We start from the raw sequence: 15,934 nt of genomic DNA, 5'->3' as shown, positions 1-15,934 counted from the left end.
GAAGTCCGAAGAAGCCAGTGTGGATCGTCGTACCCGATTGCTGGCGTCGGCGGCGATAACCCTGGGGCAGCTGTCGGAGGTGATGACTCCGCTGGGCGAGCTGTTCGCGGCACACGGCCATCAGTTGTATCTGGTGGGCGGCAGTGTGCGGGATGCCGTGCTGGGCCGCCTCGGCACCGATCTGGATTTCACCACCGACGCGCGGCCGGAGGTCGTGCAGGAGTTGATGCGCGGCTGGGCCGACAACCTGTGGGATACCGGCGGGCTGGCGTTCGGCACGGTGACGGCGTCGAAGGCCGGTCAGCAGCTGGAGATCACCACCTTCCGCAGTGACGCCTACGATCGGGTCTCCCGCAATCCGGAGGTCACCTTCGGTGACACCCTCGAGGGTGATCTGGTGCGGCGGGATTTCACGGTGAACGCCATGGCCGTTCGCATCGGCGCGCTGGGCGAGCTCGAGTTCGTGGATCCGCTGAACGGTATAGAGGCCCTCCTGGAAGGCGTGCTCGATACGCCGGCCGCGCCCGAGGATTCCTTCCGCGACGATCCGCTGCGCATGCTGCGGGGTGCGCGTTTCGTATCGCAGCTGGGTTTCCGGCTGGCGCCGCGGGTGCGGGAGGCCATCGTGGCGATGGCGCCCGAGCTGGATCGGATCACCGCGGAGCGCATCCACACCGAGCTGGACAAGCTGATCGGCGGCGAGTACCCGACCGACGGCATCGACATCATGGTCGAGACCGGCCTGGCGGAGCGAGTGATGCCGGAGATCCCGGCCATGCAGCTGGAGATCGATGAGCACCACCAGCACAAGGACGTCTACCAGCATTCGCTGACGGTGCTGCGGCAGGCCATCGACCAGGAGCAGGGCGACCCGGACCTGGTGCTGCGCTGGGCCGCGCTGCTGCACGATATCGGCAAGCCGCCGACCAAGCGGAACGAGGCGGGCGGCGGCGTGAGCTTCCATCACCACGAGGTGGTGGGCGCGAAGATGGTGCGAAAGCGCATGCGCGCCTTGAAGTATCCGAAGCAGTTCACCGAGGACGTGGCGAAGCTGGTGTACCTGCACCTGCGTTTCCACGGCTACGGCAAGGGCCAGTGGACGGATTCGGCCGTGCGCCGCTACGTGACGGACGCGGGAGAGTTGTTGCCGCGCTTGCACAAACTGGTGCGCGCGGACTGCACGACCCGCAACAAGCGCCGCGCCGCCCTGCTGCGTTCCACCTACGACGACCTCGAGGTCCGCATCGAGCGCCTCGCGGAGCAGGAGGATCTGGCCCGCGTCCGCCCGGATCTCGACGGCAACGCGATCATGGAACTGCTGGACCTGCAACCGGGTCCGGACGTCGGTAAGGCGTGGCGTTTCCTGAAGGAGCTGCGCTTGGACCGCGGCCCGATGAGCCGCGACGAGGCCGAAGCGGCTCTGCTCGAATGGTGGCAAGCAGCCGAATAGGCCGAGGGGGTTCGGGGGCGAAGCCCCTGAGAGCCCGAGAGTTGGGTTCTCCGCTAGAAGATGATCAGCGTGGTTCCGGCGACGATGGCGGCCCGGATCTGCGCGAGATCGAAAGACCCTGTCATGGCGGGTATATCGGCGGTGAAGTGGATCTTGTCGTCGACCCGTTCCGCCCGTGCGATGCGCGCCTGATTCGGCAAGTCCGACAGGAGGATCGGGTCCAGCTTCGTCATTCGCCTGGGGGCCCGGACTTTTCGCCAGTGCGCCCGGTGCACCCGGATGGTGAGCACATTGTCGCTGATCTCGGCGTCGGCAAGAGCGCGGATCCGACGCCGGCGATGCCTGGCGAGCACCAGCCCGCCCTCGGCGGGTTCGAGTTCCCAGTCGGCCTGCCAGCTGTTGATCCATTCCAGCAGCGCCGCAACGGATATGACGCCGGTGAGATCGAGCTGCGCGGACCGGACCTTGGTGGGTACGCCCGGAATCAGCCGGACGCCGTGCGCGATCACGGTCACTTCGTCGACGGGGTGGCGGTTCCAGCGCAGGCCGGTGAGCACGGTCTTGGTCTGGAAGTGCGCCCCGCGTCTTCGGACCTTGAGTGTCTGTAGCGTGGCGCGCATTTCGTGCCCGAGCAGGGTGGCGCTGACTTCTTTCCCGCCGAATTGGCTGAGGATGCCTTCGGACAGCAGGGTCATGAGCACGTCGGGCATGAGGGCGGTGACGGCGCCGACGCCGAAATCGGTGGCAGGTTCCAGCCAGGCGGTGGTGAAGCTTGCCCAGGCCTTCGGGTCGAAGTACGTGGCCATGATTGCAACGAGCGTACCGACGTTGGGTGACAGTGCCGGGAACGAGCAGGCGGGCGGCGGGGAACGGGTAGGTGACGTGAAACACGCGTCCGGGTTACGTGTCCGCAGATACGGTGCGATTCGATTGATTGTTCCGCATCTGCGGAAGTACTCTGCTCCTCATGCCCGATATTCGGATTCGTGACGCCGCCCAGTTGCTGGGCGTCAGCGACGACACTGTGCGCCGGTGGATAGACAACGGCACCTTGTCCGCGCGTCGTGACGAGTCCGGTCGCCTGGTGGTGGACGGACGGGAGCTGGCGGATCTCGCCGTCGAGCAGGCTCGCACCCCGCAGACCCGGATGGGTAGTGCCAGTTCGGCACGAAATCGATTTCCCGGCCTGGTCACCCGTGTGGTGGCCGATACCGTGATGGCACAGGTGGAGATGCAATGCGGACCATTCACAGTCGTATCCCTGATGAGCACCGAGTCGGTGCGCGAGCTGGGCTTGCAGCCGGGCAGCGTGGCGATGGCCACGGTGAAGGCGACCACGGTCGTGGTGGAGACCACCGCGGAGTCGGGTGGCGCCGGGTAGGCACCCGGACCGGCGTCGCGGTGGCCGCGGCGGCGGTGCTGGGCGCGGGCCTGCTGTCGGGGTGTGGTTCGTCGTCGAGCAGCAGCGGTTCGGGCACCAAGACCATCACGGTGTTCGCGGCGGCCTCGCTGCAGCAGGTGTTCACGCAGCTGGGCAATCAGTTCCAGACCGAGCACCCGGGCACCAAGGTGGTGTTCTCGTTCGCCGGTTCCTCGGATCTGGCGGTGCAGCTGAATCAGGGCGCGCCCGCGGATGTGTTCGCGTCGGCGGATCAGGCGAACATGGACAAGGTCACCAAGACCAATCGGATCACCGCCAAGCCGCAGACCTTCGCGACCAATGTGCTGACCATCGTGACCCCGCCGGGCAATCCGGATCACATCGCGAATTTCGCGGATCTGGCCAAGCCGAACGTGCACCTGGTGGTGTGCGCCCCGCAGGTGCCGTGTGGTACGGCGACCAAGAAGGTGGAGGGCGAGACCAAGGTGAAGCTGTCCCCGGTGTCCGAGGAGTCCTCGGTGACCGATGTGCTCACCAAGGTGGAGACGGGTCAGGCGGATGCCGGCCTGGTGTACGTGACCGATGCGTCGTCGGCCGGTAACAAGGTGACCACGGTGGCGTTCCCGGAGTCGAAGACCGCGGTGAACACCTATCCGATTGCCGCCGTGGCGGATTCCAAGAATGCCGATGTGGCGAATCAGTGGGTCGCCATGATCACGGGCGCGGAGGGGCAGAAGGCGTTGAGCCAGGCCGGATTCGGCGCTCCGTAATGACGGGTGCGGAGACGACCGAGACCGGCGTCCCGGACCGGGGCGGGGTCGACGTCGGCTCCGCGCCGGATGCGGCGGCCCGGGTAGTCACGGGCCGCCGGTTCCCCGGGTGGCCGCGGCGAGTGCCGAATCGTCGTGGTGGCACGCGTATTCCGGTGTGGTTGTTGTTGCCGGCCGCGCTGGGTTTCGGTTTCGTGGCGGGCCCGCTGGTGGGTTTGACTGATGCGGTCGATTGGTCGCATTTCCTGGGTCTGGTCACCTCGGATTCGTCGCGGATCGCGCTGCTGCTGAGCCTGCGCACCTCCCTGACCGCGGCGCTGTTGTGCGTCGTGTTCGGGGTGCCGATGGCCGCGGTGCTGGCCCGCATGCACTGGCGCGGTATGCCGGTATTGCGGGCACTGGTGTTGCTGCCCTTGGTTTTACCGCCGGTGGTGGGCGGTATCGCGTTGCTGTACCTGTTCGGCCGGCAGGGTCTGCTCGGTAAGCAGCTGGATGCGATGGGTATCCAGATCGCGTTCAGCACGACCGCGGTGGTGCTGGCGCAGACGTTCGTGGCGCTGCCGTTCCTGGTGATCACTCTCGAAGGCGCGATGCGCACCGCGGGCGATCGATACGAGCGAGTGGCCGCCACGCTGGGTGCGCGCCCGACGATCGTGTGGTGGCGGGTGACCCTGCCGCTGCTGCGCCCGGCTTTGATCTCGGGCACGATCCTCGCGTTCGCGCGGGCCCTCGGCGAGTTCGGCGCCACGCTGACGTTCGCGGGCAGCCTGCAGGGCAAGACCCGGACCCTGCCGCTGGAGATCTATCTGCAGCGCGAGGTGGATCCGGATGCGGCGGTGGCGCTTTCGCTGCTGTTGGTGCTGGTGGCGGTGTTCGTGGTGCTGGTCGCCTACCGCCGTTCGGGCGTGTCCGGAACGGACCGCCGTCCCCTGGTGCGCGGGTAGCGTGGCCGGAATGCCGAGTGTTTTCGCTGATCGCGCGGAGCGCATCGTCTCCGCCGTGCTGTCCGCCGACCCGCAATTGGCCGCGTTCGTAGGTGATCACGGCGCCGATCACCGGCTGCCGGACTATTCGCCGGGGGCGGTGGCCGCGCAGGTCACCATGCTGCGTGAGGCCTCGCACGCACTGGCCGAGGTGGACGACGACGAGCTCGATCCGGAGGATCGGGTGGATCACGCCATGCTGCAGCAGCACGTGGACGGGATGCTCTTCGAATTCACCGAGGCGCGGGAGCACGAGTGGAATCCGCTGCTGCACAATCCGGGTCCGCTGCTGTACGGCCTGATGGCGCGCCCGTTCGCGCCCGCCGAGGAGCGGCTCGAAGCGGTGCGATCCCGCCTGGAAGCCCTGCCGGATGCGCTGGCGACGGCCCGCAAGGTGCTGGGTGACTGCCCGCGCGTGCATGTGGAGACGGCGATCGGCCAGTTCGGCGGGGTCAAGTCCCTCATCCACGACCTGCTGCCCGAATTGACCGCGCAGGCGCCCGGATTCGAGATCGACGCGGCCGCGCGGACGGCGGTGGCGGCGCTGATCGAATTCAAGGGCTGGCTCGCCGAACGCGTCGAGCATTCGGAGCGCGACCCGCGACTGGGCCGCCGCCTGTGGGAGGCCAAACTCTGGCACACCCTCGACACCGACCTGAGCGCCGCCGCGGTGCTGGACCGCGCGCACACCCACCTCGATCGCCTGACCACCGAGATCCGCGCCGCCGCAGGCGAACTGCTCGGCGTCGCGAATCCGGACGACGACACGGTCCGGGCGGCGCTGGCCCGCCTGGCCGCCGATCATCCGAGCAATGCGACGGTGGTCGGCACGGCCACCACCGCGCTCGAGGAGGCGACCGCGTTCGTCGCCGCCCACGAGCTGGCGACTCTCGTCGACGATCCGCTGGTGATCCAGGAGATGCCGGAGTTCGCGCGCGGTGTGGCCGTCGCCTACTGCGATCCGGTGGGCCCGCTCGAAACCGCCGAGCTGCCCACGTTTTTCGCCATCGCCCCGACCCCTTCGGACTGGTCGGCCGAGCGGGTCGCCTCGTTCTATCGCGAATACAACGACCACATGATGCGCAATCTCACTGTCCACGAGGCCATGCCCGGCCACTACCTGCAATTGGCGCGGGCCCGCCGTTTCCGTGGTTCCACGGCGGCGCGCGCCATGTGCTGGAGCGGCACCTTCATCGAAGGCTGGGCGGTCTACACCGAACAACTCATGTCCGACCACGGCTTCGGCGGCCTCCCGGTCCTCCTGCAGCGCTTGAAGTCCCACCTCCGCATGACCATCAACGCCATCCTCGACCAGGGCGTCCACTGCGCCGGTATGACCGAGTCCGACGCCATGGACCTCATGCTGCGCCGCGGCTTCCAAGAAGAAGGCGAAGCCGCCGGCAAATGGCGCCGAGCCCTCCTCAGCTCCACCCAGCTCTCCACCTACTTCGTCGGCTACACGGAAATCTCCGCCATAGCCGCCGCCCGCCCCACCACCACCCCCCTCCGCACCTGGCACGACGCCATGCTCGCCCACGGCTCCCCCGCCCCCCGCCACTTGGCCGCCCTACTCGGCGTGCACGATGGCTGACCCCGAGTCCCCGGTGGCCGTGGCGGATTCGGGTCTGGTGCTGTCGGCGACCCTGGCGCAGCGCGACTTCCAGGTCGAGTTGCAGGTGCCGCCCGGTGAGGTGCTGGCGATCCTCGGCCCCAACGGTGCGGGCAAGTCGACGCTGCTGGATATGGTGGCCGGGCTGCTGGTCCCGGATTCGGGCCGGCTGACACTGAACGGTGAGGTGCTCACCGATATCGCGAAAGGCATTGCGGTACCGCCACACAAGCGGTCGGTGTCCATGCTCGCCCAGGACGCCTTGCTCTTCCCCCACTTGTCGGTCCGCGCGAATGTGGCCTTCGGCCCGCGCAGCCGGGGCGTGCGCGGTCATGCGGCCGGTGCGGTCGCCCGGGAATGGCTGGAGGCGGTCGACATGTGGGATTTCGCCAGGCGCGCACCGGGTTCGCTGTCGGGTGGGCAGGCGCAGCGGGTGGCTCTCGCTCGCGCATTGGCCGTCCGGCCCGAAGTGCTGCTGCTCGACGAACCCATGGCCGCCCTGGATGTGACCGCCGCACCCGCAATGCGAACCCTGCTGCGTCGTGTCCTCCGACCGAATCCGCTGTCCGAGCCGGCACTCACGATCACCGATGACGCACCGTCGACGCCCGCAGGAGCTGCGGCGGCCGGCAAGGTCACGCGCGCGCCGGGTGCCGCCGGCAATGCGGGCGCCGCCGCTGCTATCGGGCAGGGTGCGCTGGGCGGCGCCGCCTCTCCTCGCCTGGTGCGCGCTGTCGGCGGTGCGGGTGTGGCGGCGACTGCCGGTCGCGCGGGCCGGATTGCCGGAGTGCGGGAGTCCTGGCGGCCGGTGGCGACCATCCTGGTGACGCACGACATCATCGACGCGGTGACGCTCGCCGATCGGGTAGCGGTCATCGAGTCCGGCCGGGTGGTCGAGTCCGGGCCGGTGGCAACGGTTCTCGCGCGGCCGCGGAGCCGGTTCGCCGCGCGGATCGCGGGTGTGAATCTGATCGTCGGTACCGGGGCCGACGGCGAGACCGCCGGTCTTGTCACCGTCATCGACGGCGATATGACTGTGACCGGTCGGTCGGCGGAGAACGTTGTGCCGGATTCCCGCGCGGCCGCGGTCTTTTCACCGGCCGCGGTGGCGGTCCATCGCGAGCATCCGGAGGGCAGTCCCCGCAATGTATTCCGGGTGCGGATCGCGGAGTTGGAGGATCGCGGCGGTATCGTCCGCGTGCGCGCCGAAGACGGTCCGGGGGCGACCGCGGGGCTGGCCGCGGATCTGACGCCCGCCGCGGCGGCCCAGCTGGATCTTGCTCCCGGCATGGATGTGTTCTTTGCCGTGAAGGCGACCGAGGTCGAGGTCTATTCATACTGAGCTGCGGGCCACTGTCTCATCGATGTGACCTGAGTCATATTCTGGAGCTCGGGAGGAGCTATGACCCTGGACCTCAACAGCGATCTCGGCGAGGGCTTCGGCGCCTATCGGATGGGCGATGACGCGGCCATGCTGGACGTCGTGACCAGTGCGAATATCGCGTGCGGATTCCATGCCGGGGATCCGGCCATCATGCGGCGCACCTGTGCGCTGGCGGTGGAGCGGGGTGTGCGGATCGGTGCGCACATCGGGCATCGGGATCTGGCGGGGTTCGGGCGGCGCGCGATCCCGGTGACTCCGGACGAGGTGCGGGACGAGACGCTCTATCAGATCGGCAGCCTGGACGCCTTCGCTCGCGCGGCCGGTGACCGGGTGCGCTATGTGAAACCGCATGGCGCGCTGTACCACCAGGCCGCCGCGGACCGGGCCCTCGCCGATGCGGTCGTCACCGCCCTGCGCGAATTCGATTCCGCGCTGGCCCTGCTGGGACCGGCCGCCACCGAATTGGAGCAGGCGGCGCGGGCGGCCGGAACTCCGTTCGTGGGTGAGGGTTTCGCGGATCGCGCCTACACGCCGGAGGGCCTGCTCGCCCCGCGGGGCACGCCGGGCGCGGTGCTGCACGAGGACGAAGCGGTCACGCAGGCGCTGTCGATCGCGAATCATGGAAAGGCCGTCACCGTGGGCGGCGGTACGGTCGCAGTCTCCGCGACGAGCATCTGCGTGCATGGTGACACTCCGGCGGCGGTGGTGATGGCGCGCCGCATACGCGCCGCCCTGGATGATTCCGGAATTCCCGTGCGGGCCTTCACCTGACGGTGCGGCCGCGAGCTACGAACTCGGCATGTTGATGGGTGAACAATGAACGATTCCGATTCGGCCGGCACGCAATTCCGTTCTGCCCCGCGGGAGCCCGGCGATATCCGGGCCGCCGGCGATTGCGCCCTGCTGGTGATCCCACCGCAGCGCGATCTGCTGACCGAGCTGGTGGCGGCCCTGCGAACCCGGCCGGCCGGAGTCGTCGATGTGCTGCCCGCGGCCGAAACCGTCCTGGTCACACTGTCTTCCCCGGCGGCGGCCGAACCGGTCCGCAAACAGCTGTCGGCCCTGCTGGCCGGCTTGGCCGGGGCACCGGTGGCGGGTGACCCGCTGGGCGGCAATGGCTCCCGCACGGATCCGGTGGAGATCCCGGTGCGCTACGACGGCGAGGATCTGCCCGAGGTGGCGGCCTTGCTGGGCCTTACCCGCGCCGAGCTGATCACACAGCACACAGGTGCCGTATGGCGTTGCGCTTTCGCGGGTTTCGCACCGGGCTTCGGCTATCTGGAATCCCCCGACCGCAGGTTGACGGTCCCCCGCCGCGCCCAGTCCCGCACCGCCATCCCGGCCGGCGCGGTGGCTTTGGCAGGCGGTTATTCGGCGGTCTACCCCCGGCGCAGTCCGGGCGGCTGGCAGCTCATCGGCACCACCGATCTGACCTTGTGGGATGTCGATCGCGACCCGCCCGCATTGGTCCGCGCGGGGACCCGCGTGCAGTTCGTGGATATCGAAGGCGGTGCAGCGTGATCCGCGTGGAGCGGGTGGGCCCGCTGGCCACCATTCAGGATCTCGGCCGTCCCGGCTGGTTCGACTCGGGTGTCGGCGCGGCGGGCGCGGCCGATCGCGGTTCGCTGCGGCTGGCGAATCGCCTGGTCGGAAATCCGGAGGGCGCGGCCGCCATCGAGGCCCTGCTGGGTGGCGTGGAGCTGCTCGCGCAGCGGCATCTCACCGTGGCCGTGACGGGCGCCGCCGCCCCTATCACAGTCGACGGTCGTCCGATGGGCACGGCCAGCGTGCTGGAAATCGAGGAGGATCAACGGCTTCGGCTGGATTTCGCCCTGTCGGGCCTGCGCAGTTATATCGCGGTGCGCGGCGGTATCGATGTGCCGCCGGTGCTGGGTTCGCGCAGTCGCGACACGCTCTCGGGTATCGGCCCGGAGCCGTTGCGCGTGGGTGATCTGCTGCCGGTGGGCAAACCGCCCCGCACGCATCCGACAGTGGATGTGGCCCCGATCGCGGCGCTCCCCGCCGGACCGCTGACGGTGCGGGTGGTGCCGGGCCCGCGCGCTGACTGGTTCGCCGATGCCGCAGCGCTTTTCGCGGGTGAGTGGACGGTCTCCTCGGATACCGATCGCATCGGCGCCCGCCTGGATCGCCGTTCGGGTCCGATCTTGCGGCGTGCGGTGGACACCGAATTGCCCACGGAGGGAATGGCGCTGGGTTCCATCCAGGTCCCGCCGAGCGGTCAGCCGGTGGTGTTCCTGGCCGATCATCCGATCACCGGCGGTTATCCGGTGATCGGTGTGGTGGTGGACGCCGATGTGGATGTGGTGGCGCAGGCCCGCCCGGGGCAGGCGGTGCGGTTCCGGCTCAGTGCGCCGGATCCAGGCTCGCGTGCATGAGGTACACGTTGTAGCTGTTCCAGGCGGACATGGTGAAGTACAGGTCCTTGCCGGTCGACCACGGGTGCATGAATCCGCCGTAGGCGGCGGGATAGTCGTCGGTGTCGACCAGCGGTACCGGCGCGGACCAGGTGCCCTGCGGTTCGGTGGCGGTGCGCAGCACGATCTGGTGTTTGCTGACGTCGAGGTAGGTCATCTGCCACAGCTGACTGTCCTGGTCGTAGCGCACCGAGACCTCGCCGGCCATGCCGTCGGCGATGGAGGTGGCGAGCAGCTGGCCCGGTCCGGCGGTGGGTTCCCAGTTGCCGTTGACCCAGTACTGGTAGGCGGACTTGTTGAGCACCTGGTCCTTGGGTACGCGCCCGAGGCCGATGAATCCCATACGCCCGTTGGGTGTTCCGAACACGTAGACGTAGTCGTCGTGCGGCACCATGGTGGAGACCTGGAACCGGTTGGCGCCGAACAGGTTGTCCCATTGCGCCCATTGCGATTTGGTCCAGGTGCGGCCGTTGTCGTCGGACCAGGCGATGCCGCCGAGGTTGGTCCACCACATGCCCGGGATCTTGCTCCACCGGTTGATCGACATGTAGGTCAGGTACTGCCGGTCGCCGACGGCGAAGCCGGAGGTGGGGATGGTGGTGATCTCGAAGTTGGCGATCTTGCGGCTGTCCAGGATCTGGGCGGCGTGGCAGCGGCTGTCCTGGACGAAGCTGTCCAGGGTGAGGCCCTTCGACAGGTCGCGGTTGCTGCTGTAGGCGATGGTGTTGCTGCGCCAGTCCTGGTCGCCGGTGCCCGCGCCGGGCGCCTCCCAGCCCTTGCCGAAGGTGTCGCCGAAGACGACGGCCACCTGACCGGGTTTGGTCTCCCAGATCAGTCCGAGGTCGGTGCCGTCGACCGACCACCGCATATCGGTGCGGTTGGCGGAGCCGTGCCCGGTGACCTGATCGACCAGATCCACGGACTGCACCTGCGGTTTCGCCGGTGCGGCCGCGACCGGAGCGGGTGCGGCGGGCTGCACGTCGGGGGTGGGCGCGGGCTGCGGTTCGGGTGGTTCGCCGCCGGGGACGGGGATCGGGATGGGCTCGGTCTGCGGGTCGATCTGGATCTGCGGCAGGCCCAGCGGATTGCCGGTGCTGGGTGGCGGTGGCGTGGTGGCGGGCGGTGGCGTCGTGGCAGGCGGCGTGGTGGTGGGTTGCGGCGGTTCCCCGGTGCCGGTGGCGGCGGGGTCCTGGGTCGTGGCCGGATCATCCTGCGGTGCAGGCACATCCGTCTTCGGTTTGGCATCGTCGCGAATGTCCGGGCAGGGGTTGGTGCACGGGTCCTCGGGCAGCGGCTGCTGGTCGATGCGGGTGTTGTCGGGCAGGGGTCCCGGAATCGGCACCGGCATGATCTGCGGGACCGGCACGGGGATGTGGATGGTCGGATTCGATTGCGGCGGCGGCGGTCCCGGCGGTTGCTGGCGGGCCAGCGGGTCGTATCCCGTTTCGCCGCAACTGTTCACGGGCGGCGGGGCCCAGGGCGCGAGGGGTGCGGCGCCGGCGGTCGCGGTGGGCAGCAGGAGCGCGGCGACGGCGGCGACACTGCCGGAGAGGGTGAGTGCGGCGGGGATTTCGGAACGTCGTGGTCTCGCGACCGAACGGAATCCCATGCCGTATGCGTCTCCTCATCCGGGGCTGGGGGTGGCACCCCGGGCGATATTAACATCGCGAACACGGAAAAACGGGCCGTGCCGACCGCACTGTCGGCCGACCCCAAGACAATTCGATCGCCGTGACCCGTCGGATGGGTGCCGGGGCCGGGAAGATCGTTATCGCTCCGGTGTGATCGCTACCGTGTCGCCCGGCCGCGCCGCGAATTGAGTGCGATGCCGGCGATACCGCAGGCGTAGACACCGGCCGCGGCCACCACGACGGCCGGCGAGCGCCCGTCGGACGGTATCCACAGTGCCGTGCCCGCCAGTGCCAGCACATAGGTGATGTTGAAGATGGTGTCCTGCAAGGCGAACACCTGCCCGCGGTGCGCGTCGTCGATACCGATCTGCATGGCCGCGTCCCCGGTCAGCTTGATGGTCTGCCCCGCCAGCCCGAGCAGGAAGGCCGCGGCGAGCAGCATCATTCCGGCCCGATCCTCATCCGCGCCGTGCGCCACGGTGATCGGCGTGACCAGCGTCAACTGCACCACGATCGCCACGATCAGCCCCGCCACCACGGTCCGGGGCCGCCCGAGCCGCGGAATCAGCACCGGCGCGACCACCGCCGCCCCCAGCATCCCCGCCCCGGTAGCCGTGATCGCCGCACTGAACTGCGCGATATGCGCCCCCACCGCCGCCTGATCCCCCCGCCGCAGCACCAGCACCATCAACAACGTGTCGGCCCCGAACACCACCCGATGCGCCCCGATCCCGATCATCGTGGTCGTCACCTCCGGCACCCGCCAGACAGCCACCGCCCCCTCCCTGAGGCCGGCGGCTATGGCCCGCACCGCACTCCGCTGCCCGGGTACCGTGCCGCGTTGGACGGGCACCGCAGCGGGCTTGCCGGGTGCCGCCGCGGGCTGGGTGCTGGGCTCAGCGTCGGGTCGGCCCGTGGTTTTCGTGTCGGGCTGGGTTATGGGCGTCGCGTCGGGCTGGACCATGGGGGCTGCGCCGCGCGGGGCGCCGGGTGCCTCGGGTTGCGGCCGGGTGGTCGCCGCGGCCGCTGCCGATGCGCCGCCGGATTCGCTTGCCGGCCAGGCGGGTCCGAGGGCGCGCGGGCGGAACCCGGCGGCGGCCACCGCGCCCACGATGGATCCCGCGGCACTGCCCGCGACGGCGAGTCCGGAGGCGGTGTTTCCGGCCCCGGCCAGGCCGATGATCGAGAAGGCCACGCCCGCACCGAGGATCGCGCAGCCGGAGGCGGCGGTGGCCATGATCGAGTTCATGGGGACCAGCCAGCGCTGGGCGAGCACGCGTGGGAGTGAGGCCGACACGCCGGCGTTGACGAACCGGCTGACGCCGACCACCGCCAATGCGAGGGCGAGCAGCACGCTGTCGCCCGCGCCGGCCGCCAGGCTGACGGCGGTGATCGCGATGAGCAGTCCGCGCAGCACGTTGGCGACCAGCAGCACGAGCCGCCGATCCCAGCGGTCCAGCAGTGCGCCCGCGTAGGGCCCGATGATCGAATACGGCAGCAGCAGTGCCGCGAATCCGCCCGCGATGGCGAGCGGATCGGTCTCGCGTTCGGGATTGAAGAGGATCGCCCCGGACAGCGCGGCCTGGAACATGCCGTCCCCGAACTGCCCGGCCAGCCGCACCGCGGTGAGCCGTAGCGTGCCGGGGTTCTCGGCGAGTCCGGTGCGCGCGGCCGCCAGTCCGGTGCGGGCCGCCGCCAGCCTGCCGCGCAGCGGGGCCGTCCGGGTCACCGGGCCGGGTGCGTGGTCACCAAGGCGAAAACCGCGGCGCGCATATCGTCGGCCATGGGCAGGTTGTCCAGGCTGTCGGCGTCTATCCATTGGTATTGATCGTGCTCGGCCGGATCGAGCAGTACGTCGCCGGCCTCGGCCTCGGCGACGAAGCTGTATTTGCGGACCCGGGATTTGGTCCGGGTGGCGTAGTCGAAGCCGCCGAGTACGTCGGTGATGTTGAGTACGCGCAGTCCGGTTTCCTCGAAGAGTTCGCGTTCCACGCAGTCGGCGAAGCTTTCCCCGGATTCGACGCCGCCGCCGGGTAACTCCCACATGCCCCGGTATGTGCCTTCGACACGCCGCACGACCAGGAGTTTGCCCGCGCGGAATACCGCCACCCCCACCACGAAATGCGCGATCCCCTCGGCCTCTGCCTGCTGCCGGAGTTCGCGTTCGATGCCCGCGAGTACTTCGGGTCGCATCCCCCTGCTCTCCCTCCGGTTTCACTTGCGGCACATCATGATACGGTCGCCACCCGGATCACGCCGTCGCGCGGACTTCCCGATGATCATCGCCAGTCATTTGCCCGCACCGCGTGCCGAGGGTGAAGCGCCTGGTCGGCGGCGGGTAGGGCAACGGTGCTCTCACGCTAGACTATTTACCTGGAGTTCAGCTCAGGGCATGGATTATGCCCCTACCCTGGAATCCGATCGGTGCTCGCCGGTGAGAGGAGTACGGCGGTGTCCACCCTCACGACACCACACATCGATGTCCATCGTGGCGGCGACCGCATGAAAACCCGTGTGGCGTGGCTGGATTCGAAGCATTCGTTCTCGTTCGGGGAGCATTACGATCCCGACAACACGCATCACGGCCTGCTGCTGGTGAACAATGAGGACATCGTCCTGCCCGGTGAGGGATTCGAAACGCATCCGCATCGGGATATGGAGATCGTCACCTGGGTGCTGAGCGGCAGCCTGGTGCACCAGGATTCGCTGGGGCACAACGGTGTCATCTATCCGGGTCTGGCGCAGCGGATGAGCGCGGGTACCGGCATTCTGCATTCGGAGAAGAACGATTCGTGGCGGCTGAGTACCGCGCCCGAGCATGACGAGCCGGTGCATTTCGTGCAGATGTGGGTGGTGCCGGACGAGCCCGGCCTGACGCCCGGCTATCAGCAGCTGGAGGTCGACGACGAGCTGGCCGGCGGCGGTCTGGTGACGGTGGCCTCGGGTCTGCCGCGCTATCGGGATCGCAGTGCCATCGCCATTGCCAGCAGTCATTCGGCCTTGCACGTGGCCCGCATGGCGGGTCCGGCCGAGCCGGTCGAGGTGCGCCTGCCGGAAGCCCCCTACCTGCATGTCTTCGTCGCGCGCGGCGAGGTGGAGATGGAGGGCGTGGGCACCTTGTACGAGGGTGACGCGGTCCGCATGGTGCGCAGCGGCGGTCAGCGGGTGACGGCGAACCTGCCGTCGGAAATTCTGGTGTGGGAGATGCATGCCCGCCTCGGTGGGCAATAGCATCGACCCCATGAGCCAGTACCCGCCGCCAGGTCAGTACGGCAACTATCCGCCGGGTAGTTATCCGCCGCCTCCGCCGGGCAATTACGGTCCGCCGGGCGGGCAGTATTGGCAGGAGTCGCCGAAGAGCAAGGGCCTGGCGATCACCGCGCTGGTGCTCGGCATTCTCGCGGTGATCGGTTCGGTCACGGTGGTCGGCGGCATTCTGTTCGGCCTGTTCGCGGCGATCTTCGGTCTCATCGCAATGGTGAAGGCGCGCAACGGCACCGCGGGCGGCCTCGGTATGGGCGTGGCGGGCCTGATCCTGGGCATTGTCGGCATCATCATCTCGATCCTGCTGGCGGTCTTCGCCTACAGCTGGTTCGTCGACAACGGCGGCAAGGATCTGGTCGACTGCCTGAACAAGGCGGGGAACGATCAGGCCAAGATCGACCAGTGCCAGAACGATTTCAAGACCACCATCAGCGACAAGTACGGCATCACCGTCACGCCCGAACCCACCCCGTGAGCGGTCGCTCGGTCACCCGGCGGCCGGGCGGCATTCGCGGGTAGCGCCGACCACTTCGGCGAGTTCGGGCCGAAAGTCGCCCTGCGGCGGGCAGATCCAGGCGCGGTAGCCGGTGTGCTCATCGCTGGGCGACGGCAGCACGATGCGGCTACCCGGCAGCGCCACCGAGGCGCAGTCCCGGAACAGGTCGGAGAACAGGGCCATGTCGAGGTAGGAGTCGTCCATCGGCCCGGTGAGGAAGGTCCACCGCCCGGACCGCGGATGCGCGATGACGGGCCCGCACCGGTGTTGCGCCTGCAGCCGGTTGCGGACGCGTGCGCCGAGCTCAGCGGGCATGGTGACCGCGCCGACCGCCCCGACTTCCAGCATGATCCGCCCGAGTGCCGAGTCGACGACTCCGTAGAGGCCGTGCTCCTTGCGGTAGCGCCGGCAGCGGGCCAGTGCTTCCTGGGTGGCGGTGTATGAGGACGGGTCCAGCGCGCTCATGGCGAACCTCCTGCTACCGACCCTATTATCCCGCAATCGGTATGACAATAGTCACACGCCAGTGAG

16 protein-coding genes are annotated in these 15,934 nt (G+C 68.8%); 11 read left to right on the top strand and 5 right to left on the bottom strand.

Going from position 1 to position 15,934, the window contains the following annotated elements; genetic code table 11:
• The first annotated feature begins 19 nt into the window (after positions 1 to 19).
• Positions 20 to 1,450 (top strand): CCA tRNA nucleotidyltransferase, encoded by a 1,431-nt coding sequence (locus ACH438_RS21820; RefSeq protein ID WP_397007911.1) that lies wholly within the window; start codon positions 20 to 22, stop codon positions 1,448 to 1,450.
• 53 nt (positions 1,451 to 1,503) lie between these two features.
• On the opposite strand, the gene ACH438_RS21815 is transcribed toward ACH438_RS21820, so the two are convergent.
• Positions 1,504 to 2,256, bottom strand: a complete 753-nt coding sequence (locus ACH438_RS21815) for a hypothetical protein (RefSeq protein ID WP_397007909.1) — start codon at positions 2,254 to 2,256, stop codon at positions 1,504 to 1,506.
• Between the two features lie 161 nt (positions 2,257 to 2,417).
• On the opposite strand from ACH438_RS21815, the gene ACH438_RS21810 reads away from it, so the two are divergent.
• Genes ACH438_RS21810 through ACH438_RS21775 form a run of 8 tightly spaced genes read left to right on the top strand, consistent with a single transcriptional unit; the run spans position 2,418 to position 9,973 of the window.
• A complete protein-coding gene (locus ACH438_RS21810; RefSeq protein ID WP_397007907.1) occupies positions 2,418 to 2,831 on the top strand; it encodes a molybdopterin-binding protein in 414 nt (137 codons plus the stop codon).
• A gap of 20 nt (positions 2,832 to 2,851) precedes the next feature.
• Positions 2,852 to 3,601 carry a molybdate ABC transporter substrate-binding protein gene (modA, locus tag ACH438_RS21805; protein ID WP_397007905.1) on the top strand — a complete coding sequence of 250 codons (750 nt, stop codon included), beginning with the start codon at positions 2,852 to 2,854 and terminating at the stop codon, positions 3,599 to 3,601.
• The gene (locus ACH438_RS21800; RefSeq protein WP_397007903.1) at positions 3,601 to 4,545 is read left to right on the top strand and encodes an ABC transporter permease; all 945 of its coding nucleotides are present in this window, start codon (positions 3,601 to 3,603) and stop codon (positions 4,543 to 4,545) included. Before modA ends, ACH438_RS21800 begins: the two co-directional genes overlap by 1 nt.
• 10 nt (positions 4,546 to 4,555) lie before the next feature.
• On the top strand, positions 4,556 to 6,175 hold the full coding sequence (locus ACH438_RS21795) for a DUF885 domain-containing protein (protein WP_397007901.1): 1,620 nt from the start codon (positions 4,556 to 4,558) through the stop codon (positions 6,173 to 6,175).
• Positions 6,168 to 7,535, top strand: a complete 1,368-nt coding sequence (locus ACH438_RS21790; protein ID WP_397007899.1) for a sulfate/molybdate ABC transporter ATP-binding protein — start codon at positions 6,168 to 6,170, stop codon at positions 7,533 to 7,535. The genes ACH438_RS21795 and ACH438_RS21790 overlap by 8 nt, the downstream gene beginning before the upstream one ends.
• Before the next feature lie 60 nt (positions 7,536 to 7,595).
• Positions 7,596 to 8,348 carry a LamB/YcsF family protein gene (locus tag ACH438_RS21785; RefSeq protein ID WP_397007897.1) on the top strand — a complete coding sequence of 251 codons (753 nt, stop codon included), beginning with the start codon at positions 7,596 to 7,598 and terminating at the stop codon, positions 8,346 to 8,348.
• A 45-nt stretch (positions 8,349 to 8,393) separates the two neighbouring features.
• The gene (locus ACH438_RS21780; RefSeq protein ID WP_397007895.1) at positions 8,394 to 9,098 is read left to right on the top strand and encodes an allophanate hydrolase subunit 1; all 705 of its coding nucleotides are present in this window, start codon (positions 8,394 to 8,396) and stop codon (positions 9,096 to 9,098) included.
• Positions 9,095 to 9,973: a biotin-dependent carboxyltransferase family protein gene (locus ACH438_RS21775; protein WP_397007893.1), complete on the top strand. Its 879-nt coding sequence runs from the start codon at positions 9,095 to 9,097 to the stop codon at positions 9,971 to 9,973. The genes ACH438_RS21780 and ACH438_RS21775 overlap by 4 nt, the downstream gene beginning before the upstream one ends.
• Here the strand turns inward: ACH438_RS21775 and ACH438_RS21770 are convergent.
• The 3 genes from ACH438_RS21770 to ACH438_RS21760 form a co-directional block, all read right to left on the bottom strand.
• Positions 9,942 to 11,621, bottom strand: a complete 1,680-nt coding sequence (locus ACH438_RS21770; RefSeq protein ID WP_397007892.1) for a DUF4185 domain-containing protein — start codon at positions 11,619 to 11,621, stop codon at positions 9,942 to 9,944. The genes ACH438_RS21775 and ACH438_RS21770 overlap by 32 nt on opposite strands.
• Positions 11,622 to 11,800: 179 nt before the next feature.
• Entirely contained in the window at positions 11,801 to 13,462 is a 1,662-nt protein-coding gene (locus ACH438_RS21765) for a hypothetical protein (protein ID WP_397007890.1), read from the bottom strand.
• On the bottom strand, positions 13,369 to 13,836 hold the full coding sequence (locus tag ACH438_RS21760; protein ID WP_397007888.1) for an NUDIX hydrolase: 468 nt from the start codon (positions 13,834 to 13,836) through the stop codon (positions 13,369 to 13,371). Before ACH438_RS21760 ends, ACH438_RS21765 begins: the two co-directional genes overlap by 94 nt.
• 258 nt (positions 13,837 to 14,094) lie before the next feature.
• Between ACH438_RS21760 and ACH438_RS21755 the strand changes: the two genes are divergently transcribed.
• Together ACH438_RS21755 and ACH438_RS21750 are read left to right on the top strand one after the other, a co-directional pair.
• Complete coding sequence (locus tag ACH438_RS21755; RefSeq protein ID WP_397007886.1) at positions 14,095 to 14,874, top strand: pirin family protein; 780 nt, start codon at positions 14,095 to 14,097, stop codon at positions 14,872 to 14,874.
• A gap of 10 nt (positions 14,875 to 14,884) precedes the next feature.
• The gene (locus ACH438_RS21750) at positions 14,885 to 15,382 is read left to right on the top strand and encodes a DUF4190 domain-containing protein (protein ID WP_397007884.1); all 498 of its coding nucleotides are present in this window, start codon (positions 14,885 to 14,887) and stop codon (positions 15,380 to 15,382) included.
• A gap of 12 nt (positions 15,383 to 15,394) precedes the next feature.
• Here the strand turns inward: ACH438_RS21750 and ACH438_RS21745 are convergent, their stop codons facing one another.
• On the bottom strand, positions 15,395 to 15,868 hold the full coding sequence (locus ACH438_RS21745) for a hypothetical protein (RefSeq protein ID WP_397007882.1): 474 nt from the start codon (positions 15,866 to 15,868) through the stop codon (positions 15,395 to 15,397).
• Positions 15,869 to 15,934 lie beyond the last annotated feature (66 nt).

It is taken from the genome of Nocardia sp. NPDC020380 (assembly GCF_044386975.1).
Classification (GTDB): domain Bacteria; phylum Actinomycetota; class Actinomycetes; order Mycobacteriales; family Mycobacteriaceae; genus Nocardia.
This window is presented reverse-complemented; position numbering and strand designations above follow the sequence as displayed.